Raw genomic sequence first — 25,257 nt, 5'->3', positions numbered from 1 at the left:
TGGCTCAAAACAGTGAAAATCGTCCGAGTATACCTTGTACAGCGGTCAAGGTTAACCGGCGATTGAGTACCGAAATCAGAAAGAAGTGGCTTTTCATTGCCATGGCGCAAATCACGGGCAGAAACTCACGGCCTGATGCAATTTTTATCGCGGAAAAGCTGTATTCACACCCCGCAAGCTGGTAGAATCCTGCGCCATCACTACGTAACGAGCGCCGGCACATTAACGGCGCTTATTTGCACAAATCCATTGACAAAAGAAGGCTAAAAGGGCATATTCCTCGGCCTTTGAATTGTCCATATAGAACACATTTGGGAGTTGGACCTTGGCTAATATCAAATCAGCTAAGAAGCGCGCCATTCAGTCTGAAAAGGCTCGTAAGCACAACGCAAGCCGTCGCTCTATGATGCGTACTTTCATCAAGAAAGTATACGCAGCTATCGAAGCTGGCGACAAAGCTGCTGCACTGAAAGCATTTAACGAAATGCAACCGATCGTGGACCGTCAGGCTGCTAAAGGTCTGATCCACAAAAACAAAGCTGCACGTCATAAGGCTAACCTGACTGCACAGATCAACAAACTGGCTTAATCGCCTTTTGTTGTCAGCTTTGTAAAAAAGCCCGCGCAAGCGGGTTTTTTTATGCCCATCTGCAGGCCAAAACTGCAGCCTGCAGAGTACAAATGGTTATTTTGAAGCTGAAGTAAACAACGCAGAGTAATCTGTGTTGCAAATACGCTGTACCGCAGGATGTTGAATCATCCTTTCGGCGAAAATCGCGTGGTACTCTTCCATGACGTTCTCAACGCGGCCTATCTCCATAACCGAGTCATCGTTATAGAAATCATTAGCGTAAAGCGAAGGTGCAACGAAAATAGCGTTATGCGTCGCTCCAAAAGCTTTCATCAACGCCGCATCATCAAACTCCCCCAGAATTTCAACGTTTAAGCCCTGAGAGTTAAACCAGTTTAATAGCTTGCGTCCCAACATTGAGCGACGCCCCGGAATAAGTAAGCGACGCTCTTCCAGACAGGCAGGAAACGGCTTTTCTGGCAGCGGGTTAGTGCACCAGAAACTGACACCACACTCGCCAATTTTTATGGAAAACAGCCCTTCCTGCTGGGTGGAGTCTATCGGGCAGTCAGAGATGATCATATCCAGCTTATGCTGACTCAGTTGCTCCAACAGCATCTCGTGCGTCGATTCAAAACAGCGTAAATGGATCTGCTCGTCTTCCACCACTGCGGCATTCAATACACTACTGACCAGGCGTTTGGAAAGAGCATCTGCCACGCCAACATCAAACAACAAGTTTGACTCTTTGCGATAGTTCACAATGTCCAGCATTTCCTGGCTTAAGGTGAACATTTTATCGGCATAGCGATAGACCAGTTCACCCAGTTCGCTGGGTTCCAGACCACGTCCTTTACGCTTAAATAGTTTCCCTTGCAGGCGCTCTTCCAGCGCCCGGATCTGCCCAGTAATGGTTTGTGGTGTTAAATAAAGCGCCTCCGCTGCGCCAACCACAGAACCTTCTTTGTAGACATGCCAGAAGTAATACAAGTGGTTGTAATTGATATGAGACATGCTCATTTCTCTCCCTGATAAGAATGAAAAGGGAGCCATTTATGGCTCCCCGGTACATCGCCCTGTCAAACTGATGGACGTAAACGAATGCGTAACCAGCTATATCCAATTACCGCCGAAGAGATTGAGCCAACCAGAATGCCCAATTTCGCCCAGTTAATCAGTTCTGGATCTACGCTACCAAAAGCCAGGCTGGCAATAAAGATAGACATAGTAAAACCGATACCGCACAAGATCCCAACCGCCATAATTTGCTGATAAGTGGTTCCCTCTGGCAAATGAGCCAGTTTCAAACGCAGCGCCAACCAGCAGAACAAACTAATACCCAACGGCTTGCCAATCAGCAAACCGGCGATGATCCCTAATGGCAAGATGGAGGTCAGGCCATCCAACGTCACGCCTTGCAGAGAAACGCCGGCATTGGCAAAAGCAAACAGCGGCAAAATCAGATAAGCCACCCATGGATGCAATACATGCTCCAGGCGCTTCGCCGGAGAACGGCCATGCTTCTCTTTCAATGGAATAAAGAAACCGACAATGACACCTGCCAGCGTTGCGTGGACACCTGATTTCAACACTGCGGTCCACAGCACCACGCCGACCAGAATATAAACTCCCGTGCGGCGAACACCACAAATGTTCAGCACCGCGAGCACCGCAATTGCTACGGCTGCAACGCCAAGAGAGGTCATCGACAAATCATTAGTGTAAAACAAGGCAATGATTATGATGGCCCCAAGATCATCGATAATAGCCAGCGCCATCAAAAAGATCTTCAGCGCCAACGGTACACGACTTCCCAATAACGCCAGAACCCCCAGCGCAAAAGCAATGTCAGTTGCCGCCGGGATCGCCCACCCTTCACGAGTAACAGGATCGGCATAGTTAAAGGCCAGATAAAGCAATGCCGGGACAATCATCCCGCCGATTGCAGCAATAACTGGAAATGCCGCCTGGCGCAAACTGGCCAGCGATCCTTGCATCAGCTCGCGTTTAACTTCCAGACCAACCAACAGGAAAAATACCGCCATTAACGCGTCATTTATCCATAACAGCATGTTTTTATTGATTTCAAGAGAACCAACCCGGAGCTGAACCGGCGTCTCAAGAAAGTCGTGATACCATCCACTGGTTGCGCCGCTGTTGGCCATAATCATCGCCAGAACAGCGGCAATGATGAGAATAATGCCTCCCGAGGCATCACTGCTAAAGAATCGATGCAGATGTTTCACTTTTTATTTCTCTTTCAGGTGAATAGATCGTTTTTACTATTTTACTCTGCACGAATCATCGTTAAAATCAGATTATAGTGTAGGAATGATTCGCTTTTTACGATCTATAAAGAAGATTAAGTCACCAGCAGAGGAAGTGTTTTTGGCGCTCGAAAGCGGTGGCTGATGACCTCAAGCCATGATAATCATAGCTTAAGGTCTGGATTTCTGAGGGATTAATTCGGAAAAGTAATAATTAATTTGTTGTCAGTCGGCGTTGTTTGTTAGGACAATATTTCAAAAATAATCCAGCTTGTCGTCAATAATTGCGATAAAGAGATAAATTAAAGTTAAATAATTAAATCCCTAAAAAATTACGCCATAAAAATGCGAGGCGTCTTCAGGATTAGAATCGATAAAACTGAGTGGGTTAAAGAGAGCGGTATAATAGCGGCGGGTGCTTGAGGCTATCTGTCTCAGGCATTAGCTGGATGGCAGATAGAGAAAAGCCCCGAGTGATATTTTACCATCAACCCGAGGCCCCCTATATGCTGAACACATGTAGAGTGCCTCTTACTGACCGTAAGGTCAAGGAGAAGAGAGCAATGAAGCAGCATAAGGCGATGATTGTCGCCCTGATCGTCATCTGTATCACCGCCGTAGTGGCGGCGCTGGTAACGAGAAAAGACCTCTGTGAGGTTCACATCCGAACTGGCCAGACGGAGGTTGCTGTTTTCACGGCTTACGAATCCGAGTAAGAGCAACGGCGGGGAGCGATCCCCGCCACTTTACAGGTGCTCGCATATCTTCAACGCACCCTATTTTTACCCAGGCCTGCCCACGGGCAGGCTTTTGGGGAGGTTAGCGAGTCAGGTCGTCGAAAAACTTCTTCACGCCATCAAAGAAGCTCTTTGAGCGCGGGCTGTTGTGCTCGCCGGTTGGGCCACCAAAGCTTTCCTGCAGCTCTTGCAGCAGTTGTTTCTGCTTCTCGTTCAGACCTACCGGTGTTTCGACCACTACGCGGCACAGCAAGTCACCTTGCGCACCACCGCGGACAGACTTGACACCTTTACCGCGCATACGGAACAGCTTACCGGTCTGGGTTTCGCCAGGCACTTTCAGTTTGACGCGACCATCGAGGGTCGGCACTTCGATTTCACCGCCCAGCGCCGCCATAGCGAAGTTGATCGGGACTTCGCAATACAGGTTGTTGCCTTCACGCTCGAAAATCGGGTGCTGTTTAACCTGAACCTGAACGTACAGATCGCCTGCCGGTGCGCCGTGTTCGCCCGCTTCACCTTCGCCCGCAAGACGGATGCGGTCCCCGGTATCCACCCCTGCCGGGATTTTAACGGACAGCGTTTTGCTGCGCTCAACACGACCATGACCATGACATTTGTTGCACGGATCTTTGATCAGCGTACCGCGGCCCTGACAGTGTGGACAGGTCTGTTGTACGGCGAAGAAGCCCTGGCGCATCTGCACCTGACCAGAACCATGACAGGTCGGACAGGTTTGCGGCTGTGTACCTGGTTTTGCACCGCTACCGTGGCAAACGTCACACTCTTCCAGAGTCGGAATGCGGATCTCTTTGGTCACGCCACGTACAGCTTCTTCGAGGGTGAGCTCCATGTTATAGCGTAAATCAGCACCACGCGCCGCACGTTGACGACCACGTCCGCCGCCAAAAATATCGCCGAAAACGTCACCAAAAATATCGCTGAAGTCGGCGCCGCCGCCAAAACCGCCGCCGCCCATGCCGCCTTGCTCAAACGCCGCATGGCCATACTGATCGTATGCCGCACGTTTTTGCGAGTCGGTCAGAACTTCATAAGCTTCCTTGATCTCTTTAAATTTCGCTTCGGCCTCTTTGTCACCCTGGTTACGGTCCGGGTGGTATTTCATGGCCAGGCGTTTGTAGGCCTTTTTGATTTCACGCTCTTCCGCTGTTTTGGAAACGCCTAAAATCTCGTAATAATCTTGCTTAGCCATCTTTTTTGATTTGCCCCTAGATGAATGCACGGGCGGAGAGGAAATTCCCCTTCGCCCGTGTCAGTATAATTACCCGTTTATAGGGCGATTATTTTTTGTCTTTAACTTCTTCAAATTCAGCGTCGACAACATCGTCATCTTTCGCGTTGTTTGCAGAAGTATCAGCACCGGCAGTCTGCTGCTGGGCATGTTGTTGCTGGGCGATTTCCATCAGTTTCTGGGAAACCTGTGCCAGCTCCTGCATTTTCGCTTCGATAGCGGCTTTGTCTTCACCTTTCAGAGCAGTTTCCAGTGCAGTCAGCGCAGACTCGATAGCAGTTTTGTCGTCAGCCGGCAGTTTGTCGCCTGCTTCTTCAACCTGCTTACGGGTGCTGTGCAGCAGATGGTCGCCCTGGTTGCGGGTCTGTACCAGCTCTTCAAACTTACGGTCAGCTTCGGCGTTCGCTTCTGCGTCGCGTACCATTTTCTGGATTTCATCTTCGTTCAGACCAGAAGAAGCCTTGATGGTGATCTTCTGCTCTTTACCGCTGTTTTTATCTTTCGCGGAAACGTGCAGGATACCGTCAGCATCGATATCGAAGGTAACTTCGATCTGCGGCATACCGCGCGGTGCCGGGTTGATACCATCCAGGTTGAACTGACCCAGAGATTTGTTATCAGCCGCACGTTTACGTTCACCCTGCAGCACGTGGATGGTTACCGCAGACTGGTTGTCTTCAGCGGTAGAGAACACCTGGCTGTGCTTGGTCGGGATAGTGGTGTTTTTCGCGATCAGCGTCGTCATCACACCGCCCATGGTTTCGATACCCAGAGACAGCGGGGTAACGTCCAGCAGCAGTACGTCTTTTACGTCACCAGTCAGAACACCACCCTGAACAGCAGCACCGATTGCTACAGCTTCGTCCGGGTTAACGTCTTTACGCGGTTCTTTACCAAAGAATTCAGCAACTTTCTTCTGAACCATTGGCATACGAGTCTGACCACCAACGAGGATAACGTCGTCGATATCAGATACGGACAGGCCAGCGTCCTGCAGTGCAACTTTCAGCGGCTCGATGGAACGGTTTACCAGGTCTTCAACCAGGCTTTCCAGTTTCGCACGAGTCACTTTGATGTTCATGTGTTTCGGACCGGTCGCGTCTGCAGTGATGTACGGCAGGTTAACGTCGGTCTGCTGAGCGGAAGACAGCTCGATTTTCGCTTTTTCTGCCGCTTCTTTCAGACGCTGCATTGCCAGCGGGTCGTTGCGCAGGTCAATGCCCTGATCTTTCTTGAATTCTTCAACCAGATAGTTGATCAAACGGCTATCAAAGTCTTCACCACCCAGGTGGGTATCACCGTTGGTAGCCAGAACTTCGAAGGTTTTTTCGCCGTCAACTTCGTCGATTTCGATAATGGAAATATCGAAAGTACCACCACCCAGGTCATAAACCGCGATAGTACGGTTACCAGTACCTTTGTCCAGACCGTAAGCCAGCGCAGCTGCGGTCGGTTCGTTGATGATACGTTTTACTTCCAGACCAGCGATACGGCCTGCGTCTTTGGTTGCCTGACGCTGAGCATCGTTAAAGTATGCCGGTACAGTGATAACAGCTTCAGTTACCGGTTCGCCCAGGTAATCTTCCGCGGTTTTCTTCATTTTTTTCAGCACTTCAGCAGAAATCTGCGGCGGTGCCATTTTCTGGCCTTTAACTTCGACCCATGCGTCGCCGTTATCAGCAGCAATAATTTTGAACGGCATGATGGAAACATCACGCTGTACTTCTTCGTCCTGGAAGCGGCGGCCAATCAGGCGTTTAATCGCAAACAGGGTGTTTTGCGGGTTCGTCACTGCCTGACGTTTAGCCGGCTGACCAACCAGAGTTTCACCATCCTGGGTATAGGCAATGATAGAAGGCGTGGTGCGATCGCCTTCGGCGTTCTCCAGCACACGAGGAGTGGTGCCATCCATAATCGCTACACAAGAGTTGGTAGTACCCAGGTCGATACCAATAATTTTACCCATCTAAACGTCTCCACTATATATTCGGTCATCATGTGGTATGAGTCTGTAATAGGGGCGAAACGTCTGGTTTCAACTGCCCAATTTCATTTTTTTGCAGACTCACTCACTGCGGTTGACTACTAAATGGGGTCGTAACCCACGTCATCAAGGGGGAGATGCAAAAATTTTTTGTGCTTTTGCGCAGAAATTTCGTGATATGCCGGAAGAAGACATGAAACAGACGGCAATTTCATTCATATAAAGAATGAATCCAACACAAGTTATTCACCCAAAAATTGTAATAAAAAGAAAAGATTACATACCTGAATCTTCTTTTCGCCAGCAGTAAACTAGTGGCTATTCATCCCCTACTGCTCCCCCGCTAAGAGAATCTTTATGAAATCCGTTTTTACGATTTCCGCCAGCCTGGTACTTAGCCTTATGCTGTGCTGCACGGCGCAAGCTAACGACCATAAAATCCTCGGCGTCATTGCGATGCCGCGTAACGAAACCAACGATCTGGCACTGAAACTCCCCGTTTGCCGCATCGTAAAACGTATCCAACTCACCGCCGACCACGGCGATTTACAGTTGAGCGGCGCGTCGGTTTATTTCAAAGCCGCCCGTAGCGCCAGTCAAAGCCTGAATGTTCCCGCCGAAATTAAAGAAGGGCAAACCACCAGCTGGATCAACATTAACAGCGATAACGACAACAAACGCTGCGTGTCAAAAATCACCTTTTCCGGTCATACAGTGAACTCGTCCGATATGGCCACGCTGAAAATTATCGGCGACGATTAACGCTTGAACAGAGAAGCCACAATAAATGAATGTTAATTACCTGAATGATTCAGATCTGGATTTTCTCCAGCATTGTAGTGAGGAGCAACTGACCAATTTCGCCCGTTTGCTCACCCATAACGAAAAAGGCAAAACTCGCCTCTCCAGCGTTCTGATGCGTAATGAACTGTTCAAATCGATGGAAGGGCATCCCGAGCAACATCGCCGCAACTGGCAGCTAATTGCCGGAGAATTACAGCATTTTGGCGGCGATAGTATCGCTAACAAACTTCGCGGACACGGTAAACTGTACCGGGCCATTTTGCTCGACGTCTCAAAACGGCTGAAGCTAAAAGCCGACAAAGAGATGTCTACGTTTGAAATTGAGCAACAATTACTGGAACAATTTCTGCGTAATACCTGGAAGAAAATGGACGAGGAACATAAGCAGGAATTTCTCAAGGCGGTCGATGCCAGAGTCAACGAGCTGGAAGAGCTATTACCGCTGCTGATGAAAGACAAATTATTGGCAAAAGGCGTGTCGCATCTGCTTTCCAGCCAGCTTACCCGCATTTTACGTACCCACGCAGCAATGAGCGTTCTCGGGCATGGCCTACTACGTGGTGCGGGGCTTGGTGGCCCGGTGGGCGCGGCATTAAACGGAGTTAAAGCCGTCAGCGGTAGCGCCTATCGCGTTACTATTCCGGCGGTCCTGCAAATTGCCTGCCTGCGTCGAATTGTCAGCGCCACTCAGGCCTAATCCCTCACATCGGGGAAAATTTTCATTTTCCCCTCAAAAGATCATGGACACTACTCCATTGGCTGATTATTATGCCGCGCCCTGAAAACACTACAGTTATTCAGGGAAATTATTTCACCATTCATTCAATGATGATTTTTGAGGAATTATGGGCAACACTAAGTTGGCTAATCCGGCACCGCTGGGCCTGATGGGCTTCGGCATGACCACCATTCTACTTAACCTGCACAACGTGGGTTATTTCGCTCTGGACGGTATTATTCTCGCTATGGGCATCTTCTACGGCGGTATCGCGCAAATTTTTGCCGGTCTGCTGGAGTATAAAAAAGGCAACACTTTCGGTTTAACTGCCTTCACCTCTTACGGTTCTTTCTGGCTGACGCTGGTTGCGATTCTGCTGATGCCGAAACTGGGCCTGACCGATGCGCCAAATGCGCAGTTCCTTGGTGTCTACCTGGGTCTGTGGGGCGTGTTTACGCTGTTTATGTTCTTCGGCACGCTGAAAGGCGCACGCGTTCTGCAATTCGTATTCTTCAGCCTGACCGTGCTGTTTGCGCTGCTGGCTGTGGGTAACATTGCCGGTAACGCCGCGATCATCCACTTCGCCGGCTGGATTGGTCTGATCTGCGGTGCCAGCGCAATTTATCTGGCAATGGGTGAAGTGCTGAACGAACAGTTTGGCCGTACCGTTCTGCCGATTGGTGAGTCTCACTAATTGCTTGATATCCCCCGCTCGGGGGATATCAGTTTGTTGACAATGTGCGCTTTATTCATGCCGGATGCGGCGTGAACGCCTTACCTGGTCTACAAAATCGTGCAAATTCAATATATTGCAGGAAACTCGTAGGCCTGATAAGCGTAGCGCATCAGGCAGTTTTGCGTTTGTCATCAGTCTCATCCCCCGCCTGGGGGGATTTTTTTATTCGCTAACTTCGCGTCTTGCACTCTTCGGTCTGAATGCTGCCACCACTTCCGGTGCCGTTTCAACGTATGGTCCTTCCAGCAACTGAATGCAGTACGGTACGCTGGCGAAAATGCCATGTACCACGACCTTACCCTCGGCATCCTTCACGCCTTCCAGTGTCTCTTTGATGGACTTCGGCTGACCGGGTAAGTTAAGGATCAGTGCCTGCTTACGAATCACCCCCACCTGGCGCGAAAGGATCGCAGTTGGCACAAAATGCAGGCTTATCTGGCGCATCTGTTCACCAAAGCCTGGCATCTCGCGGTCCGCTACTGCCAGCGTCGCATCGGGCGTTACGTCACGGCGCGCCGGGCCAGTACCGCCGGTTGTCAGCACCAGATGGCAACTCATTTCATCCACCAGCTCACACAACGTTTGCTCAATGATCGCCTGCTCATCGGGGATTAAGCGAGTTTCCAGTTCAAACGGCGTGGTTAGCGCCGATGTCAGCCATTCTTCCAGCGCAGGGATGCCTTTATCCTGATAAACGCCGCTGGACGCGCGATCAGAGATGGAAACTAAGCCGATACGTAAAGTATTCATCAAGATTTTTCCGTTTAAACAGTCTCGTTAAACAGAATGATACACTGCGAAGGGAGTGACAGACAGGCTTCAGAAGAGGTAGCGTGACCGACTTCCCGGTCACGCTAAGAATGATTACAGCAGATCGCCGATCATTTTTTCCAGTTTTTCCTGGTCAACAGCAAACTTACGGATACCTTCCGCCAGTTTATCAACTGCCATTGGGTCCTGGTTGTGCTGCCACAGGAACTCAGACTCGGTGATACGCGCCGGACGCGCTTTCACTTCACCAGTGTAAGACAGTTTACGTTCGATAGCCCCTTCGCTCTCAGCCAGCTCTTTCAACAGTGCCGGTGCGATGGTCAGACGGTCGCAGCCTGCCAGTTCCAGAATTTCGCCGATGTTACGGAAGCTTGCGCCCATAACCACGGTTTCATAACCGTGTTCTTTGTAGTACTGGTAGATTTCAGATACAGAAACGACACCCGGATCTTCTGCCGGAGCGTACTCTTTCTTATCTGTATTGGCTTTGTACCAGTCAAGAATACGGCCAACAAACGGAGAAATCAGGAACACGCCCGCTTCCGCACAAGCACGTGCCTGAGCGAAGGAGAACAGCAGAGTCAGGTTACAGTTGATACCTTCTTTTTCCAGCTGTTCTGCAGCACGGATACCCTGCCAGGTAGAAGCCAGTTTGATCAGAATACGATCGTTGCTAATACCTGCATCGTTGTAGAGCTTAATCAGGCGTTTTGCTTTCGCAATTGACGCTTCGGTGTCATAGGAAAGACGCGCATCAACTTCAGTTGAGATACGGCCCGGAACCAGTTTCAGGATTTCCAGACCAATATTTACTGCCAGTTTGTCGGTCGCGTCCACGATCTGCTGCGCGCGATCGTTGCTCTGCTGTTTCGCCCAGGCGACAGCATCATCAATCAACTTACGGTATTCCGGAATTTGCGCTGCGTTAAGAATGAGAGAAGGGTTGGTTGTGGCATCCTGCGGTTGATACAGCTTCATTGCCGCGATGTCCCCTGTGTCGGCCACTACGGTGGTGTACTGACGAAGGGAGGTCAATTTGTCCGTCATGATAGTATTTCTCTTTAAACAGCTTGTTAGGGGGATGTAACCGGTCTGCCCTGATGATATCACGACGTAACGACAGCGCAACCGCAGACAAAAGGGTTATCACCAGGCAAGACTGTTTCGGATTTCTGACATGGCGTTGATATCACCCGCCATTTTTAAACAAAACCTCATGTATGCTACACAGACGTTATCAACCAATGCACATCGTATATAATTCTTAATCAATTGGTAACGTTTACACAGGAATGTAACCGCGCACCGGCGACAAGAGGGATACGAATGCCTGACTTTTTCTCTTTTATTAACAACGTACTATGGGGATCAGTGATGATCTACCTGCTCTTCGGCGCAGGCTGTTGGTTCACTTTTCGTTCTGGGTTCGTTCAATTTCGCTATATTCGTCAGTTTGGCAAAAGTCTTAAAAATAGCATTCATCCGCAACGAGGCGGTTTAACTTCTTTTCAATCATTGTGTACCAGTCTCGCCGCGCGCGTCGGCAGCGGCAACCTGGCAGGCGTTGCGCTGGCTATCATCGCCGGTGGACCGGGTGCCGTTTTCTGGATGTGGGTTGCCGCGTTTATTGGCATGGCGACCTCTTTTGCCGAATGTTCCCTTGCCCAGCTTTATAAAGAACGTGACGTCAATGGGCAGTTTCGCGGCGGACCAGCATGGTATATGGCGCGTGGGTTAGGGATGCGCTGGATGGGCGTTCTGTTCGCCGTCTTTTTGCTCATCGCCTACGGACTGATTTTCAGCGGTGTTCAGGCAAATGCCGTCGCTCGCGCGATGAGCTTTGCATTTGATTTCCCTCCGTTAGTAACGGGTGTCATTCTCGCCATTTTTACCTTGTTGGCGATAACTCACGGCATTCATGGCGTCGCCCGGTTAATGCAATGGTTTGTCCCTATTATGGCGTTAATCTGGGTACTCGCCAGCCTGGTCATTTGCGCAATGAATATCGGGCAACTTCCACACGTTATTTGGTCTATTTTTGAAAGCGCCTTTGGCTGGCAGGAAGCGGCAGGCGGCGCGGCGGGTTATACCCTGAGTCAGGCGATTACTAACGGCTTTCAGCGCAGTATGTTTTCCAATGAGGCGGGGATGGGATCAACACCGAACGCAGCGGCGGCGGCGGCATCATGGCCACCGCATCCGGCAGCGCAAGGTATTGTCCAGATGATCGGCATCTTTATCGACACGATGGTGATTTGTACGGCAAGCGCCATGCTGATATTGCTGGCTGGTAACGGCACCACCTATTTGCCACTGGAAGGTATCCAACTCATTCAGAAAGCGATGCGTGTATTAATGGGTTCCTGGGGGGCAGAATTTGTCACGATAGTAGTGATTCTATTTGCCTTCAGCTCGATCGTCGCCAACTACATTTATGCCGAAAATAATCTCTTCTTTTTACGGCTGAACAACCGGAAAGCTATCTGGAGTCTGCGTATCTGTATCTTTGTTACAGTCATTGGCGGCACCCTACTGAGCCTTCCGATGATGTGGCAACTGGCCGATATTATTATGGCCTGCATGGCAATCACCAATTTGACAGCGATTTTGCTGCTTTCCCCTGTGGTGCATATCATTGCCAGCGATTATCTGCGCCAGCGTAAACTCGGCGTACGTCCGGTGTTTGATCCGCTGCGCTACCCGGATATCAGTCAGCAACTGTCCCCTGACGCGTGGGATGATTTGTCGCAGGAGTAATCACAACTATCGATCAACTCATCCACTTTTTTTGCTACAGTCGCAGTAAATTTCCTGCAAGGACTGGATATGTTGATTCTGATTTCACCTGCTAAAACACTTGATTATCAAAGCCCTTTGGCCACCACACGCTACACGCTGCCGGAGCTGTTAGACAACTCCCAACAGCTTATCCATGAAGCGCGAAAACTAACGGCACCGCAGATTGGCAAACTGATGAAAATCAGTGACAAGCTGGCCGATCTCAACGCTACCCGCTTTCATGACTGGCAGCCAGATTTCACGCCAGAGAATGCCCGGCAGGCAATTCTGGCATTTAAAGGCGATGTCTATACCGGCTTGCAAGCCGAAACCTTTAGTGAAGAAGATTTTGCTTTTGCCCAGCAGCATTTACGTATGCTTTCCGGTTTGTACGGCGTACTGCGCCCGCTCGATTTAATGCAGCCATACCGTCTGGAGATGGGGATCCGTCTTGAGAATGCGCGGGGTAAAGACCTGTACCAGTTCTGGGGGGATGTGATCACCAACAAGCTAAACGAAGCGCTCGAAGCACAAGGCGATCAGGTGGTGATTAACCTGGCGTCAGATGAGTATTTTAAATCAGTGAAGCCGAAGAAATTGAATGCCGAGATAATCAAGCCGATATTCCTCGATGAGAAGAACGGCAAGTTTAAGGTCATCAGCTTCCATGCTAAAAAAGCGCGTGGCCTGATGAGTCGGTTTATCATTAAAAATCGCCTGACCAAGCCAGAGCAACTGACAGGTTTTAACAGTGAAGGTTACTTCTTCGATGAAGCCTCTTCCAGCAATGGCGAACTGGTGTTTAAACGCTACGAACTGCGTTAAGTTTGCGGTAAATGCCGGAGGTCATCCGGCATTTATATTTAGCGGTGATGTCTGCCAGGCCCCGGATAATGATCATCCCGGTGATCATGACGATGATCGTCACGATGATCGCGATGATTATTATAGTGCGGCTGCAGTCCGTATGGGTGCCAGCGATTGCCTCGCCATTCATAATTTCTGTGCCACCAGTCGTGGTCACGCCAGTAACCGCCATCCCAGTAGAAACCGCGATAATCACGATCGCCAATCTGTAACTTTACTGATGGCACCAGCATTATTTCCTCAGCCTGCGCTGCCATAGGAGCAACCAGAATCAGGGAAAATGCGAGTAAGAGAGATTGCATCTTTTTCACAGGTGACTCCTTATTATCATTGCCAGTTATGGGCCGATATAAGGAGCTTACGGTAAAAGAATCCTCGTTGTCATTATCCAATCTAAGTCACCGCATTTATTGAAAATTTCTCCTTTTTTTCTGTCGATTTTTCTCATATTTTCTCCACAAAAAAGCCGAGCTGTATAAACACAAGCCCGGCTATTTTTTCGGAATTTAATAGATATTAATTATGATTCATCATGAGTTTGCGCAGCGCAGCAAAATCGGCAGGCAAACTATGTGAAAGTAAGGGTAAATCAGCACGTTCTGCCAGCTCTTTTGGCAGTTCCAGCGTTTCACCAAGAATCACTTCCACGCTCTCTTTAAACTTCGCCGGGTGCGCGGTGCCGAGGAACAGACCATATTCTCCCGGATGAAGCTGGTCACGCAGCGCACGGTAAGCCACGGCAGCATGCGGTTCCGAGGTATAGCCCAGTGCTTTTAACTCACGCATTGTCTGTCGGGTGGTTTCATCATCCACCGCCGCATAACCCAGCTCCTTCAGTTGCCAGATTTTACGGCGGAACAACTCTTCCACTCGCGGCCAGTTGTTTGGCTGGCTGACATCCATCGCATTGGATAATGTCGCCTGGGTAGCTTTAGGCACCCAGTGCCCGTCGTGCAGGAAACGCGGCACCGTATCGTTAACGTTAGTGGCAGCAATAAAACGTTTCACCGGCAGACCGAGTGATTTCGCCAGCAATCCTGCCGTCAAATCGCCGAAGTTTCCGCTCGGCACTGAAACAACGAGCTGGTTACGCGCTTCCTGCGGCAACTGCGCCACGGCTTCAAAGTAATAGCAAATCTGCGCCAGCAAACGACTGATGTTAATAGAGTTAGCAGAGTTCAGTCCCAACGCCACTTTTAGTTCTTCATCATCGAATGCCTGTTTAACAAGAGCCTGGCAGGCATCAAAATCGCCGTCGATGGCGACGGTTTCAATATTGCCACCCAGCGTACAGAACAGTTTTTCTTGCAGTGGACTGATTTTGCCGTGCGGGTAAAGGATGACCACTTTAACGTTCGGTAAACCGTAGAAAGCGTGAGCCACTGCCGCTCCGGTGTCGCCGGAAGTCGCAGTCAGAATAGTCACTGGCTTATCGCCCGCAATATGGGTCAGCATTTGCGCCATAAAGCGACCGCCGAAATCTTTAAATGCCAGCGTTGGCCCGTGGAACAACTCCAGACAACCGACGTCATTTTCAACTTTGGCAACCGGAGCCGGGAAAGCGAATGCCGCGCGCACGCGCTCTTCCAGAACTTCCTGTGAGATCTCATCACCAATAAACGCCGAGAGGATCTTCGCGCTGCGAGTGACGAAATCCAGTTTCAGCATCTCATCAATTTCGGTCAGGCTGAATTCCGGTAGCTCATGAGGGAAAAACAACCCCTGATTTTTGCCCAATCCCTGCGTTACGGCTTGCGCAAAACTGACCTGCTCGTTGTGATCTTTCAGATTGTAGAGTTTCATTTAGTTTTCCAGTACTCGTGCGCCCGCCGTATCCAGCCGGCAAATATGAACAAAACCTTCCTGATTTTGCAGGTAATTCTTACCTAACCAGTCGGCAACTCGCTGGGCGGTATCCTGTTTATCGCACAGGGCGAACAAGGTCGGCCCCGAGCCAGAGATACCGCTCGCTAGCGCACCGATTTCCGCGACCGCCTGTCGTGCCTGTCTGAAACCTGGCAGTAAACGCTCACGATACGGCTCGGCGATAACATCTTTCATCAGCTTTGCGGCCAGATCAGGCTGGCGGGAATAGCAGGCATGAATGAAGCCCGCCAGGTGTCGCCCGTGAGCAATGCAATCCTGGCGGCGATACTGCGCCGGTAAAATAGCCCGTGCTTCTGCCGTGGAGACTTTAATCCCCGGATACGCTAACACCCATAACCACTCATCAAATCCTGGTACCTGCTGGCTGATGATGCCGTTTTCTTCGATCATCAACTGCATGCCGCCAAGAAAACACGGTGCTACGTTGTCGTAATGAATGCTGCCGGAGATACGCCCTTCCAGTTCGCCCATCAAGGCCAGCAGGCGGGTATCATTGAGCGGCTTACCACAGTGTTCATTCATCGCCACCAGCGCCGCGACCACCGAACAGGCGCTGGAACCTAAGCCAGAACCGATCGGCATATTCTTTTCCAGGGTCATCGCCACCGGAATTTGCTTACCCACTTCCTGGCAAAAACGCTCCCAGCACTGATAAACGATATTTTCCTGCGGTTCTGACGGCAGCTTGCCTGCAAACCGTCCAAGATTGTTGAGACTGAAGCGCTCTGCTGACTCAACCGTCACTACATCTCCCAGCAAGGAACCATCAACAGGCACCACCGCCGCCCCGAGCACATCAAACCCGACGCTCATATTGGCACTGGAAGCCGGAGCATAAACCTTAACCATTTTAGACTCCTAACTTCCATGAGAGGGTGCGCAGCAGATCGGCAAAGACACCGGCAGCTGTAACGTCATTACCCGCACCGTATCCGCGCAGGACCAGCGGCAGTGGCTGATAATAGTGGCTATAGAAGGCCAATGCGTTTTCGCCGTTTTTCACTTTGAACAGCGGATCGTTGCCATCCACTTCAGCAATCTTCACGCGACAGACGCCATCTTCATCAATATTGCCAACATAGCGCAAAACTTTTCCTTCATCACGGGCCTTCGCTACGCGCGCGGCAAAGAGATCGTCGAGCTGTGACAGATTCGCCATAAAAGTCGCAACATCGCCTTCCGCGTTAAACTCTGAGGGCAGCACAGATTCGATTTCGATATCCGCCAGTTCCAGTGATCGTCCTGTTTCACGAGCGAGAATCAACAGCTTGCGCGCCACATCCATACCAGAAAGATCATCTCGCGGGTCCGGTTCGGTATAGCCCATTTCTCTTGCCAGCGTGGTGGCCTCGGAGAAGCTCATCCCTTCGTCTAACTTACCGAAGATGAAAGAAAGCGAACCAGAAAGAATGCCAGAGAATTTCATCAATTCATCACCCGCGTTGAGCAGGTTTTGCAAGTTCTCAATAACCGGCAACCCCGCACCGACGTTGGTGTCATAAAGGAATTTACGCCGTGATTTTTCCGCCGCGTAACGCAGCTGATGGTAGTAATCCATCGACGAGGTGTTGGCCTTTTTGTTCGGGGTCACCACATGGAAACCTTCGCGCAGGAAGTCGGCATATTGATCCGCCACCGCCTGGCTGGAAGTGCAATCGACAATCACCGGATTCAGCAAATGATATTCTTTCACCAGGCGAATTAAGCGCCCAAGGTTGAACGGCTCTTTGGCTTGGGCCAGTTCTTCCTGCCAGTTATCCAGGTTAAGGCCATGCACATTAGTCAGCAGCGCCTTCGAGTTAGCAACGCCGCAAACGCGTAAATCGATGTGTTTGTTCTTCAGCCAGCTTTGCTGACGCTTTAGTTGCTCCAGCAGCGCGCCGCCAACGCCACCGACGCCAATCACAAACACTTCGATAACCTGATCGGTATTGAACAGCATCTGGTGGGTAACGCGTACGCCAGTGGTCGCATCATCGTTATTTACCACGACAGAGATTGAGCGTTCAGAAGACCCTTGAGCAATGGCGACAATGTTGATATTGGCGCGGGCCAGCGCAGCAAAGAATTTCGCCGAGATCCCACGTAAGGTGCGCATACCATCGCCCACCACCGAGATAATGGCCAGCCGTTCAGTGACCGCCAGCGGCTCCAGCAAACCTTCTTTCAGTTCCAGGTAGAACTCTTCCTGCATCGCGCGTTCAGCACGCGCACAGTCGCTTTGTGGTACGCAGAAACTGATACTGTATTCGGAAGATGATTGCGTAATCAGCACCACTGAAATGCGGGCGCGTGACATTGCCGCAAAGACGCGCGCCGCCATGCCGACCATTCCTTTCATCCCCGGACCAGAAACGCTGAACATTGCCATGTTATTCAGATTGGAAATGCCCTTGACCGGTAATTCGTCCTCATCACGGCTGGCGCCAATGAGCGTACCTGGTGCTTGAGGATTTCCGGTATTTTTAATCAGGCAAGGGATTTGGAACTGAGCGATAGGGGTAATGGTGCGAGGGTGAAGAACTTTAGCGCCGAAGTAGGAAAGCTCCATCGCTTCCTGGTACGACATCGACTTCAACAGCCTCGCATCGGGCACCTGACGCGGGTCGCAGGTATAGACACCGTCGACATCCGTCCAGATCTCGCAACAATCGGCGCGTAAACAGGCGGCCAGTACCGCGGCGGAGTAGTCAGAACCGTTACGTCCCAGCACCACCAGCTCACCTTTTTCGTTACCCGCAGTGAAACCAGCCATCAGCACCATGTGGTCAGCCGGAATGCGGCTTGCCGCAATACGTCGGGTGGACTCAGCAATATCGACCGTAGATTCGAGGTAATGACCGATTGCCAGCAGCTTTTCGACCGGATCGATAACGGTAACGTTGTGGCCACGCGCTTCCAGTACCCCGGCCATAATGGCGATCGACATTTTTTCACCACGGCAAATCAGCGCGGCGTTGATGCTGTCCGGGCATTGCCCCAACAAGCTAATGCCATGCAGGACATGTTTGATTTGGGCAAATTCTTGATCAACGAACGCTTTCAATTGCGCCAGTGGAAATCCCGGTTGGGCGGCGGCGAGTCCCGTCAGAAGTTCGGCAAAAATACGTTCGGCATCGCTGATATTGGGTAAAGCATCCTGACCGCTAATGGTTTTTTCTATCATTGCGACCAGATGGTTGGTAATTTTGGCGGGGGCAGAGAGGACGGTGGCCACCTGCCCCTGCCTGGCATTGCTCTCCAGAATATCGGCAACCCGCAGAAAACGTTCTGCGTTTGCCACTGATGTACCGCCGAACTTCAACACTCGCATGGTTGTTACCTCGTTACCTTTGGTCGAAAAAAAAGCCCGCACTGTCAGGTGCGGGCTTTTTTCTGTGTTTCCTGTACGCGTCAGCCCGCACCGTTACCTGTGGTAATGGTGATGGTGGTGGTAATGGTGGTGCTGATGCGTTTCATGGATGTTGTGTACTCTGTAATTTTTATCTGTCTGTGCGCTATGCCTATATTGGTTAAAGTATTTAGTGACCTAAGTCAATAAAATTTTAATTTGCTCACGGCAGGTTACCAGTTCATAGAGTGCTGGTAGATGCTCTTTTTTTAATCCACACAGAGACATATTGCCCATTGCAGTCAGAATAAAAATCTGAAAACGCTCTTCCTTGTCGTTTTTTATTTGGTGATATTTTTTTCAATATCATGCAATAAACGATGCAACATGGCCGTGTCTCGTTGCTCCAACAGCCCGATGCGTTGTTGTAACCAGTCGACCAGTTTGGTGTCATCTGCCACCGCCAGAGTCGTTAACAATGACATGGCACGTTCACGTAAAGCCTGCAGTTGAAATGGGTCCGCCGTTGCGGCAGATTCCACCGGTTGTTGTATTAATGTTGCTAATTGATAGCAATAGACCATCACCGCCTGTCCCAAATTCAGTGATGGATAATCCGCCACCATTGGCACGCCGGTGAGGACATCAGCAAGCGCCAACTCTTCGTTAGTCAAGCCGGAATCTTCGCGACCAAAGACCAGCGCCGCGTGGTTCATCCATGTCGATTTTTCCTCCAGTAGTGGCACCAGTTCTATCGGCGTGGCGTAGTAATGGTATTTCGCCCGACTGCGCGCAGTGGTGGCAACGGTAAAATCAACGTCGTGTAGCGACTCAGCCAGCGTTGGAAAAACCTTAATATTATCAATAATATCACCAGAACCATGTGCCACCCAGCGGGTAGCTGGTTCCAGGTGCGCCTGGCTATCGACAATGCGCAGCTCGCTAAATCCCATTGTTTTCATCGCTCGAGCCGCTGCACCAATATTTTCAGCTCTGGCAGGTGCTACCAGAATGATCGTTATACGCATGTTGCCACTCTTCTTGATCAAATAACCGCGAATAGGGTGATGAATGTCAACTTATTACGCGGAGAGAATTTACAAATTCGTAACGTAAGTCGCAGAAAAAGCCCTTCACTTAACTTAAAAAAAGCTAAACTATTTCTTGACTATACTAACGGTGCAATTGTTAAAAATTGCTACATATCTTTCTGTTTACTTAGGATAATTTTATAAAAAATAAATCTCGACAATTGGATTCACCACGTTTATTAGTTGTATAAGGCAACTAGTTGTATTATTAAAATAATGTGACGAAAGCTAGCATTTAGATACGATGATTTCATCAAACTGTTAACGTGCTACAATTGAACTTGATATATGTCAACGAAGCGTAGTTTTATTGGGTGTCCGGCACGTCTTAGCCTGTTATGTTGCTGTTAAAATGGTTAGGATGGCAGCCGTTTTTGACACTGTCGGGTCCTGAGGGAAAGTACCCACGACCAAGCTAATGATGTTGTTGACGTTGATGGAAAGTGCATCAAGAACGCAATTACGTACTTTAGTCATGTTACGCCGATCATGTTAATTTGCAGCATGCATCAGGCAGGTCAGGGACTTTTGTACTTCCTGTTTCGATTTAGTTGGCAATTTAGGTAGCAAACATGCAGACCCCGCACATTCTTATCGTTGAAGACGAGTTGGTAACACGCAACACGTTGAAAAGTATTTTCGAAGCGGAAGGCTATGATGTTTTCGAAGCGACAGATGGCGCGGAAATGCATCAGATCCTCTCTGAATATGACATCAACCTGGTGATCATGGATATCAATCTGCCGGGTAAGAACGGTCTTCTGTTAGCGCGTGAACTGCGTGAGCAGGCAAATGTTGCGTTGATGTTCCTGACTGGCCGTGACAACGAAGTCGATAAAATTCTCGGCCTCGAAATTGGCGCAGATGACTACATCACCAAACCGTTCAACCCGCGTGAACTGACTATCCGTGCGCGCAACCTGCTGTCTCGTACCATGAATCTGGGTACTGTCAGCGAAGAACGTCGTAGCGTTGAAAGCTACAAGTTCAATGGTTGGGAACTGGACATCAACAGCCGTTCATTGATCGGCCCTGATGGCGAGCAGTACAAACTGCCGCGTAGCGAGTTCCGCGCCATGCTTCACTTCTGTGAAAACCCAGGCAAAATTCAGTCTCGTGCTGAACTGCTGAAGAAAATGACCGGCCGTGAGCTGAAACCGCACGACCGTACTGTAGACGTGACGATCCGTCGTATTCGTAAACACTTCGAATCTACGCCGGATACGCCGGAAATCATCGCCACCATTCACGGTGAAGGTTATCGCTTCTGCGGTGATCTGGAAGATTAATCGGCTTTACCACCGTCCAAAAAAACGGCGCTTTTTAGCGCCGTTTTTTTATTTCCAGATACGTAACTCATCGTCCGTTGTGACTTCTTTACTGGCTTTCATTTTCGGCAGTGAAAACGCATACCAGTCGATATTCCGCGTCACAAACATCATGCCTGCCAGCGCCACCACCAGCACACTGGTTCCCAACAACAGTGCGCTATCGGCAGAGTTGAGCAGTCCCCACATCACACCATCCAGCAACAACAGCGCGAGGGTAAACAACATGCTATTGCGCCAACCTTTTAATACCGCCTGCAAGTAAATACCGTTCATTAATGCCCCTATCAAGCTGGCAATTACCCATGCCACGGTAAAACCGGTGTGTTCAGAAAGCGCCAGCAAGAGCAAATAAAACATCACCAATGACAGCCCCACCAGCAAATATTGCATCGGGTGCAAACGTTGCGCGGTGAGCGTTTCAAAAACAAAGAAGGCCATAAAAGTCAGGGCAATCAGCAAAATAGCGTACTTAGTCGCCCGGTCCGTTAATTGATACTGATCGGCAGGCGTAGTGACTGCGACGCTAAACGCCGGGAAGTTTTCCCAGCCGGTATCATTGCCTGAAGCAAAACGCTCACCGAGATTATTGGCAAACCAGCTACTTTGCCATTGCGCCTGAAAACCGGATGCACTTATTTCTCGTTTCGCTGGCAAAAAATCACCTAAAAAACTGGGATGCGGCCAGTTGCTGGTTAAGGTCATTTCGCTATTACGCCCGGCAGGCACCACAGAAAGATCGCCAGTACCGCTTAAATTCAGTGCCATATTCAGCTTCAGGTTCTGCTTCCGCCAGTCCCCTTCAGGTAAAGGGATATGCACGCCCTGCCCGCCTTGCTCCAACCCGGTACCGGGTTCAATGGTCAGCGCTGTTCCGTTAACTTCAGGCGCTTTCACCACGCCAATACCACGCGCATCCCCGACGCTAATCACAATAAATGGCTTGCCTAAGGTGATATTTGGCGCGTCGAGTTCGTTAAGACGCGAAACATCGAAATCGGCTTTTAGCGTTAAATCACTGTGCCAGACCTGACCGGTATAAATACCAATCTTGCGTTCTTCCACATTCTGATTACCATCAACCATCAACGACTCAGGTAACCAGAAATGGATAAAACTTCGTTTCCGCTCCACGGTTTTATCCTCTTCCTGCACCGTATAAAGCTCGGTCACAGGAATAGCGATGAGCGGCCCAACGAGTTTTTGCGGCCCGCTGGTACTTTGGCGAATCGCATCTTCCACATCGCTACGGTAATCGGCACGTTCGACAATCACCTGCCGAATCAGCATGATCGGAATCAACAACAGCAATACTGCACCAAACAGGGTGGTCATTTTCCAGAACAGGGGGGATTTCAACATAGTCTTCTCCTTTGCAATGGCGACAGGATATGAAGGCTATGTGGGAAGAATTTGAAGTTATGTGAAGTGACGGTGAAGTCGAAGCGAGGCCAATACGCCGCCTTCCGGCACGTTGCGCAACGTGACTTCGCCATTAAGCAAACGGGCAACTTCACTGACAAACGCCAGCCCCAGACCACTGCTTTTTTGCCCATTCGCACGCGGCAAAGAGTAGAAACGCTCAAAAATACGTGACAGTGCGTAGTCAGGAATACCGCTGCCGGTATCCTGCACATTAAGCGTAACGTGTTCCTGCTCCACCCCAGCGCTAAGCGTTATGCGGCCATTCTCGGGAGTAAAATCGATAGCATTATCCAGTAAATTCCCCAGTGCCTGTTCCAGCAACGCAGGTTCAGCAGCAACGTTAACCTCGGTGGGCATAACATTAAGAGTGATATTCTTTTCTGCCAACTGCACGGTGCGCGCTTCGCTGACGCGGCGAAATAAAGCCGCCACAGCAACCGCAGAAAGAACGACCTCCTGGCGATTCTCCAGTCTTGCCTGGCGTAATAGCGTTTCCACCAGCGCCTGCATTCGCGCATTTTGCGTCAGAATGTTGTCAGTAAAACGAGCCACCACTTCCGGCGGCGGACCTTCGCGTAAAATTTCCGCCGCGCCACGAATTGCCGCCAGCGGACTTTTCAACTCATGAGTTAACGCGTAGACATACTGCTCAATATAGTTTTTCCCTTCCAGCTTCACGCGCATACTTTCCAGCGCCTGCGCTAACTTACGCAGCTCGCTACTGCCGAGTTCAGGAAGCGGAACGGGCTTATTGTCGGTAACGGAATCAGCATAACGAGTGAGTCGGGCAATGGAGTGGTTGATCCACCAAACCATTCCTGCGCCGATTACCAGCGCAATTCCCAGCAAAATGGCGCTCGCCCATAAAATTCGCCGCTCGCTGCGTTTAATCACCGGCGCCATCGCCGCGTTCGGTTTGCCTACGCTCAAAACGCCAACCAGCCGCGTGCCGTCCATAATAGGTGCGGCAACATACATCACAGAACTTTCGGGATCGGCAGGATTTTGCAACGTACTGCGCGCACCATACTGACCACGCAACGTTAGCCATACGTCATTCCAGCGCGAATAATCCTGCCCGACGGCTTTATTGGCCGAATCAAACAATACTTTGCCCTGCGCATCAGTCATATAGACATGATATTCATTGCGCACTTTGTTGATGCCGCTGATATTGGCGCGAAACGGGCGATTTTGTAGCTGGTTAAATGCCTGCGCCAACTGCCCATGCGTTGGGTCACCAGAGAGCAAATCGGCACGCGCCAGCTCCGCCAGCAACGTTGCCGTATCGATCAACGTCCCTTCCGTCGCCCTTCGCACGCCCGGTTTAACTTCTTTGACAAAAATAGCCAGTACGAACCAGGCGGCTACCGCCACCAGTAAAAAATACCCCAGCAACAGCCGCATGCCGATACGCATTACAGGCTCCTCAGGCTGTATCCCATGCCGCGATGGGTATTGATCGGCGAAAGCTCGGGATTAATAGCGCGCAGTTTGGCACGCAGCGTTTTAATGTGAGTATCGACAGTGCGATCGTAGGTGTCCTGCGCATCTTCCCAGACGCTATCCATCAGTTGCTGACGGGACCAGACGCGGCCCGGCGACTTGAGTAACGTTTTCAGCAACAAAAACTCATACCGTGTTAGCGTTAATGGCGTGTCAAACCAGCTGATCTGCGCCGCGGGTTCATTCAATTCAAAATGACCAATACGGATGACGGGAGACGGCGTTGAGAACTTCTTCACCCGACGCAGTAAAGTGCGCACTCTGGCGCACACTTCGCGGGGTGAAAACGGTTTAGCCACGTAGTCGTCAGCGCCAATTTCCAGTCCAAGCAGGCGATCCACCTCTTCACTACGGGCTGTCAGGAACAGTACAGGTAGCGCCGGATGGATCACCAGCAACTGACGGCACAATTCAAAGCCGCTGATATCCGGCAGACCTACATCGAGAATAATGACGTCTGGAACCTGCTGGCGTGCTTTATCCAGCACCGGCAAGCCTCGCTCAAAGACCTCGACGGCAAAACCTTCCTGCTGCAACATGTAGACCAGCGTGTCGGCTATCCCTTGCTCGTCTTCCACTAACCAGACCGTTTCCCGTTGCATATATCGCCTCTGTTATTGCCGCCAAGGCATGACAGGCACCGCGCTAATCGCGTTTTTCGGCGACCCATCGACAACTTTGTCGGAGTAAGCCAGGTAAGCGAGCGCGTTGCGTTTGGCGTCATAGAAGCGTACGACCTGTAACGACTTAAAGACCAGCGACGTACGTTTTTTGAATACCACTTCGCCCTGAGCTTTGCCGTTTTTAATGCGCTCTGACAGTTCAATCGGCCCGACTTGCTGGCAGGAAATAGCCGCATCGGAAGTATCTTCCGCCAGGCCCAATCCCCCTTTAATACCGCCGGTTTTTGCCCGACTCACATAACAGGTGACATTTTTCACATCGGGATCGTCAAAGGCTTCTACGACAATTTTGTGATCCGGGCCGATCATTTTAAATACGGTATCGACCGAACCAATTTCTTCCGCATGTGCCAATGGCCCCAGCATTATCAGGCTTAAAGACAGGATCAAATGCTTGTATTTCATATTGTTACCATTTTTATAAGTTACACAGAGCAATTAGTTCGTCACGGTAAATAACATATTGATTAAGAACAAAATCTCAATACTTTTATTTCCGTCAAGACCTAAAACATACTCTA

Annotated in this window: 26 protein-coding genes and 1 other annotated feature; of the genes, 8 read left to right on the top strand and 18 right to left on the bottom strand. The window is 50.2% G+C overall.

What is annotated here, in order from left to right; all coding sequences use genetic code 11:
- Positions 1–4: 4 nt before the first annotated feature.
- Positions 5–223: a DUF2575 family protein gene (locus FEK50_RS04305; RefSeq protein ID WP_064525381.1), complete on the bottom strand. Its 219-nt coding sequence runs from the start codon at positions 221–223 to the stop codon at positions 5–7.
- Between the two features lie 102 nt (positions 224–325).
- On the opposite strand from FEK50_RS04305, the gene rpsT reads away from it, so the two are divergent.
- A complete protein-coding gene (gene rpsT / locus FEK50_RS04300) occupies positions 326–589 on the top strand; it encodes a 30S ribosomal protein S20 (RefSeq protein WP_001274019.1) in 264 nt (87 codons plus the stop codon).
- A 96-nt stretch (positions 590–685) separates the two neighbouring features.
- Here the strand turns inward: rpsT and nhaR are convergent, their stop codons facing one another.
- Both nhaR and nhaA read right to left on the bottom strand, forming a co-directional pair.
- On the bottom strand, positions 686–1,591 hold the full coding sequence (gene nhaR, locus FEK50_RS04295) for a transcriptional activator NhaR (RefSeq protein WP_130204829.1): 906 nt from the start codon (positions 1,589–1,591) through the stop codon (positions 686–688).
- Positions 1,592–1,650: 59 nt separating this feature from the next.
- Positions 1,651–2,817 (bottom strand): Na+/H+ antiporter NhaA, encoded by a 1,167-nt coding sequence (nhaA, locus tag FEK50_RS04290; protein ID WP_130204827.1) that lies wholly within the window; start codon positions 2,815–2,817, stop codon positions 1,651–1,653.
- Between the two features lie 584 nt (positions 2,818–3,401).
- Here nhaA and mokC point away from each other — a divergent pair.
- Entirely contained in the window at positions 3,402–3,554 is a 153-nt protein-coding gene (gene mokC, locus FEK50_RS04285; protein WP_000809168.1) for a type I toxin-antitoxin system toxin MokC, read from the top strand.
- A 103-nt stretch (positions 3,555–3,657) separates the two neighbouring features.
- Here mokC and dnaJ read toward each other — a convergent pair whose 3' ends face one another.
- Both dnaJ and dnaK read right to left on the bottom strand, forming a co-directional pair.
- On the bottom strand, positions 3,658–4,788 hold the full coding sequence (gene dnaJ, locus FEK50_RS04280) for a molecular chaperone DnaJ (protein ID WP_001118464.1): 1,131 nt from the start codon (positions 4,786–4,788) through the stop codon (positions 3,658–3,660).
- An 88-nt stretch (positions 4,789–4,876) separates the two neighbouring features.
- Positions 4,877–6,793, bottom strand: coding sequence for a molecular chaperone DnaK (gene dnaK / locus FEK50_RS04275; RefSeq protein ID WP_000516137.1), 1,917 nt, complete (start codon positions 6,791–6,793; stop codon positions 4,877–4,879).
- 375 nt (positions 6,794–7,168) lie between these two features.
- Between dnaK and FEK50_RS04270 the strand changes: the two genes are divergently transcribed.
- The 3 genes from FEK50_RS04270 to satP all read left to right on the top strand — a co-directional run bounded on the left by FEK50_RS04270 (position 7,169) and on the right by satP (position 9,027).
- On the top strand, positions 7,169–7,573 hold the full coding sequence (locus FEK50_RS04270; RefSeq protein ID WP_130259604.1) for a DUF2541 family protein: 405 nt from the start codon (positions 7,169–7,171) through the stop codon (positions 7,571–7,573).
- A gap of 25 nt (positions 7,574–7,598) precedes the next feature.
- Positions 7,599–8,312: an acidic protein MsyB gene (msyB, locus tag FEK50_RS04265; protein WP_130217496.1), complete on the top strand. Its 714-nt coding sequence runs from the start codon at positions 7,599–7,601 to the stop codon at positions 8,310–8,312.
- Between the two features lie 148 nt (positions 8,313–8,460).
- The gene (gene satP, locus FEK50_RS04260) at positions 8,461–9,027 is read left to right on the top strand and encodes an acetate uptake transporter (RefSeq protein ID WP_130259602.1); all 567 of its coding nucleotides are present in this window, start codon (positions 8,461–8,463) and stop codon (positions 9,025–9,027) included.
- A 204-nt stretch (positions 9,028–9,231) separates the two neighbouring features.
- Here the strand turns inward: satP and mog are convergent, their stop codons facing one another.
- Positions 9,232–9,819 carry a molybdopterin adenylyltransferase gene (mog, locus tag FEK50_RS04255; RefSeq protein WP_130204821.1) on the bottom strand — a complete coding sequence of 196 codons (588 nt, stop codon included), beginning with the start codon at positions 9,817–9,819 and terminating at the stop codon, positions 9,232–9,234.
- Between the two features lie 114 nt (positions 9,820–9,933).
- Positions 9,934–10,887, bottom strand: coding sequence for a transaldolase (gene tal, locus FEK50_RS04250; RefSeq protein WP_000130187.1), 954 nt, complete (start codon positions 10,885–10,887; stop codon positions 9,934–9,936).
- Between the two features lie 279 nt (positions 10,888–11,166).
- On the opposite strand from tal, the gene FEK50_RS04245 reads away from it, so the two are divergent.
- Complete coding sequence (locus tag FEK50_RS04245) at positions 11,167–12,597, top strand: sodium:alanine symporter family protein (protein ID WP_131161268.1); 1,431 nt, start codon at positions 11,167–11,169, stop codon at positions 12,595–12,597.
- A gap of 69 nt (positions 12,598–12,666) precedes the next feature.
- Positions 12,667–13,443, top strand: a complete 777-nt coding sequence (yaaA, locus tag FEK50_RS04240) for a peroxide stress protein YaaA (protein ID WP_131161269.1) — start codon at positions 12,667–12,669, stop codon at positions 13,441–13,443.
- 38 nt (positions 13,444–13,481) lie between these two features.
- Here the strand turns inward: yaaA and FEK50_RS04235 are convergent, their stop codons facing one another.
- The 7 genes from FEK50_RS04235 to yjjY all read right to left on the bottom strand — a co-directional run bounded on the left by FEK50_RS04235 (position 13,482) and on the right by yjjY (position 20,271).
- Positions 13,482–13,796: a DUF2502 domain-containing protein gene (locus tag FEK50_RS04235; protein WP_130217502.1), complete on the bottom strand. Its 315-nt coding sequence runs from the start codon at positions 13,794–13,796 to the stop codon at positions 13,482–13,484.
- 205 nt (positions 13,797–14,001) lie between these two features.
- The gene (gene thrC / locus FEK50_RS04230) at positions 14,002–15,288 is read right to left on the bottom strand and encodes a threonine synthase (RefSeq protein WP_131161270.1); all 1,287 of its coding nucleotides are present in this window, start codon (positions 15,286–15,288) and stop codon (positions 14,002–14,004) included.
- Entirely contained in the window at positions 15,289–16,221 is a 933-nt protein-coding gene (thrB, locus tag FEK50_RS04225) for a homoserine kinase (protein ID WP_131161271.1), read from the bottom strand.
- 1 nt (position 16,222) lies between these two features.
- Positions 16,223–18,685, bottom strand: coding sequence for a bifunctional aspartate kinase/homoserine dehydrogenase I (gene thrA, locus FEK50_RS04220; protein WP_131161272.1), 2,463 nt, complete (start codon positions 18,683–18,685; stop codon positions 16,223–16,225).
- 25 nt (positions 18,686–18,710) lie between these two features.
- Positions 18,711–18,830: a sequence feature (Thr leader region), on the bottom strand.
- The gene (gene thrL / locus FEK50_RS04215; RefSeq protein WP_001386572.1) at positions 18,766–18,831 is read right to left on the bottom strand and encodes a thr operon leader peptide; all 66 of its coding nucleotides are present in this window, start codon (positions 18,829–18,831) and stop codon (positions 18,766–18,768) included. (Overlaps the previous feature by 65 nt.)
- A gap of 213 nt (positions 18,832–19,044) precedes the next feature.
- Positions 19,045–19,731, bottom strand: a complete 687-nt coding sequence (locus FEK50_RS04210) for a tRNA/rRNA methyltransferase (protein WP_130217510.1) — start codon at positions 19,729–19,731, stop codon at positions 19,045–19,047.
- A gap of 399 nt (positions 19,732–20,130) precedes the next feature.
- Positions 20,131–20,271, bottom strand: coding sequence for a protein YjjY (gene yjjY / locus FEK50_RS04205; RefSeq protein ID WP_057696375.1), 141 nt, complete (start codon positions 20,269–20,271; stop codon positions 20,131–20,133).
- Between the two features lie 95 nt (positions 20,272–20,366).
- Between yjjY and arcA the strand changes: the two genes are divergently transcribed.
- Complete coding sequence (arcA, locus tag FEK50_RS04200; protein WP_001194358.1) at positions 20,367–21,083, top strand: two-component system response regulator ArcA; 717 nt, start codon at positions 20,367–20,369, stop codon at positions 21,081–21,083.
- 48 nt (positions 21,084–21,131) lie between these two features.
- Here arcA and creD read toward each other — a convergent pair whose 3' ends face one another.
- From creD to creA, 4 genes are read right to left on the bottom strand one after another with little or no spacing between them, the layout of a single operon-like run.
- On the bottom strand, positions 21,132–22,484 hold the full coding sequence (creD, locus tag FEK50_RS04195) for a cell envelope integrity protein CreD (protein WP_131161273.1): 1,353 nt from the start codon (positions 22,482–22,484) through the stop codon (positions 21,132–21,134).
- A gap of 57 nt (positions 22,485–22,541) precedes the next feature.
- The gene (gene creC, locus FEK50_RS04190) at positions 22,542–23,966 is read right to left on the bottom strand and encodes a two-component system sensor histidine kinase CreC (RefSeq protein ID WP_130204802.1); all 1,425 of its coding nucleotides are present in this window, start codon (positions 23,964–23,966) and stop codon (positions 22,542–22,544) included.
- Positions 23,966–24,655 (bottom strand): two-component system response regulator CreB, encoded by a 690-nt coding sequence (gene creB / locus FEK50_RS04185; protein WP_130204800.1) that lies wholly within the window; start codon positions 24,653–24,655, stop codon positions 23,966–23,968. The genes creC and creB overlap by 1 nt, the downstream gene beginning before the upstream one ends.
- Positions 24,656–24,667: 12 nt before the next feature.
- Positions 24,668–25,141 carry a protein CreA gene (gene creA / locus FEK50_RS04180; RefSeq protein WP_000875488.1) on the bottom strand — a complete coding sequence of 158 codons (474 nt, stop codon included), beginning with the start codon at positions 25,139–25,141 and terminating at the stop codon, positions 24,668–24,670.
- Positions 25,142–25,257: the final 116 nt, after the last annotated feature.

The organism is Escherichia sp. E2586 (genome assembly GCF_005781105.1).
Taxonomy (GTDB): Bacteria; Pseudomonadota; Gammaproteobacteria; order Enterobacterales; family Enterobacteriaceae; genus Escherichia.
This window is presented reverse-complemented; position numbering and strand designations above follow the sequence as displayed.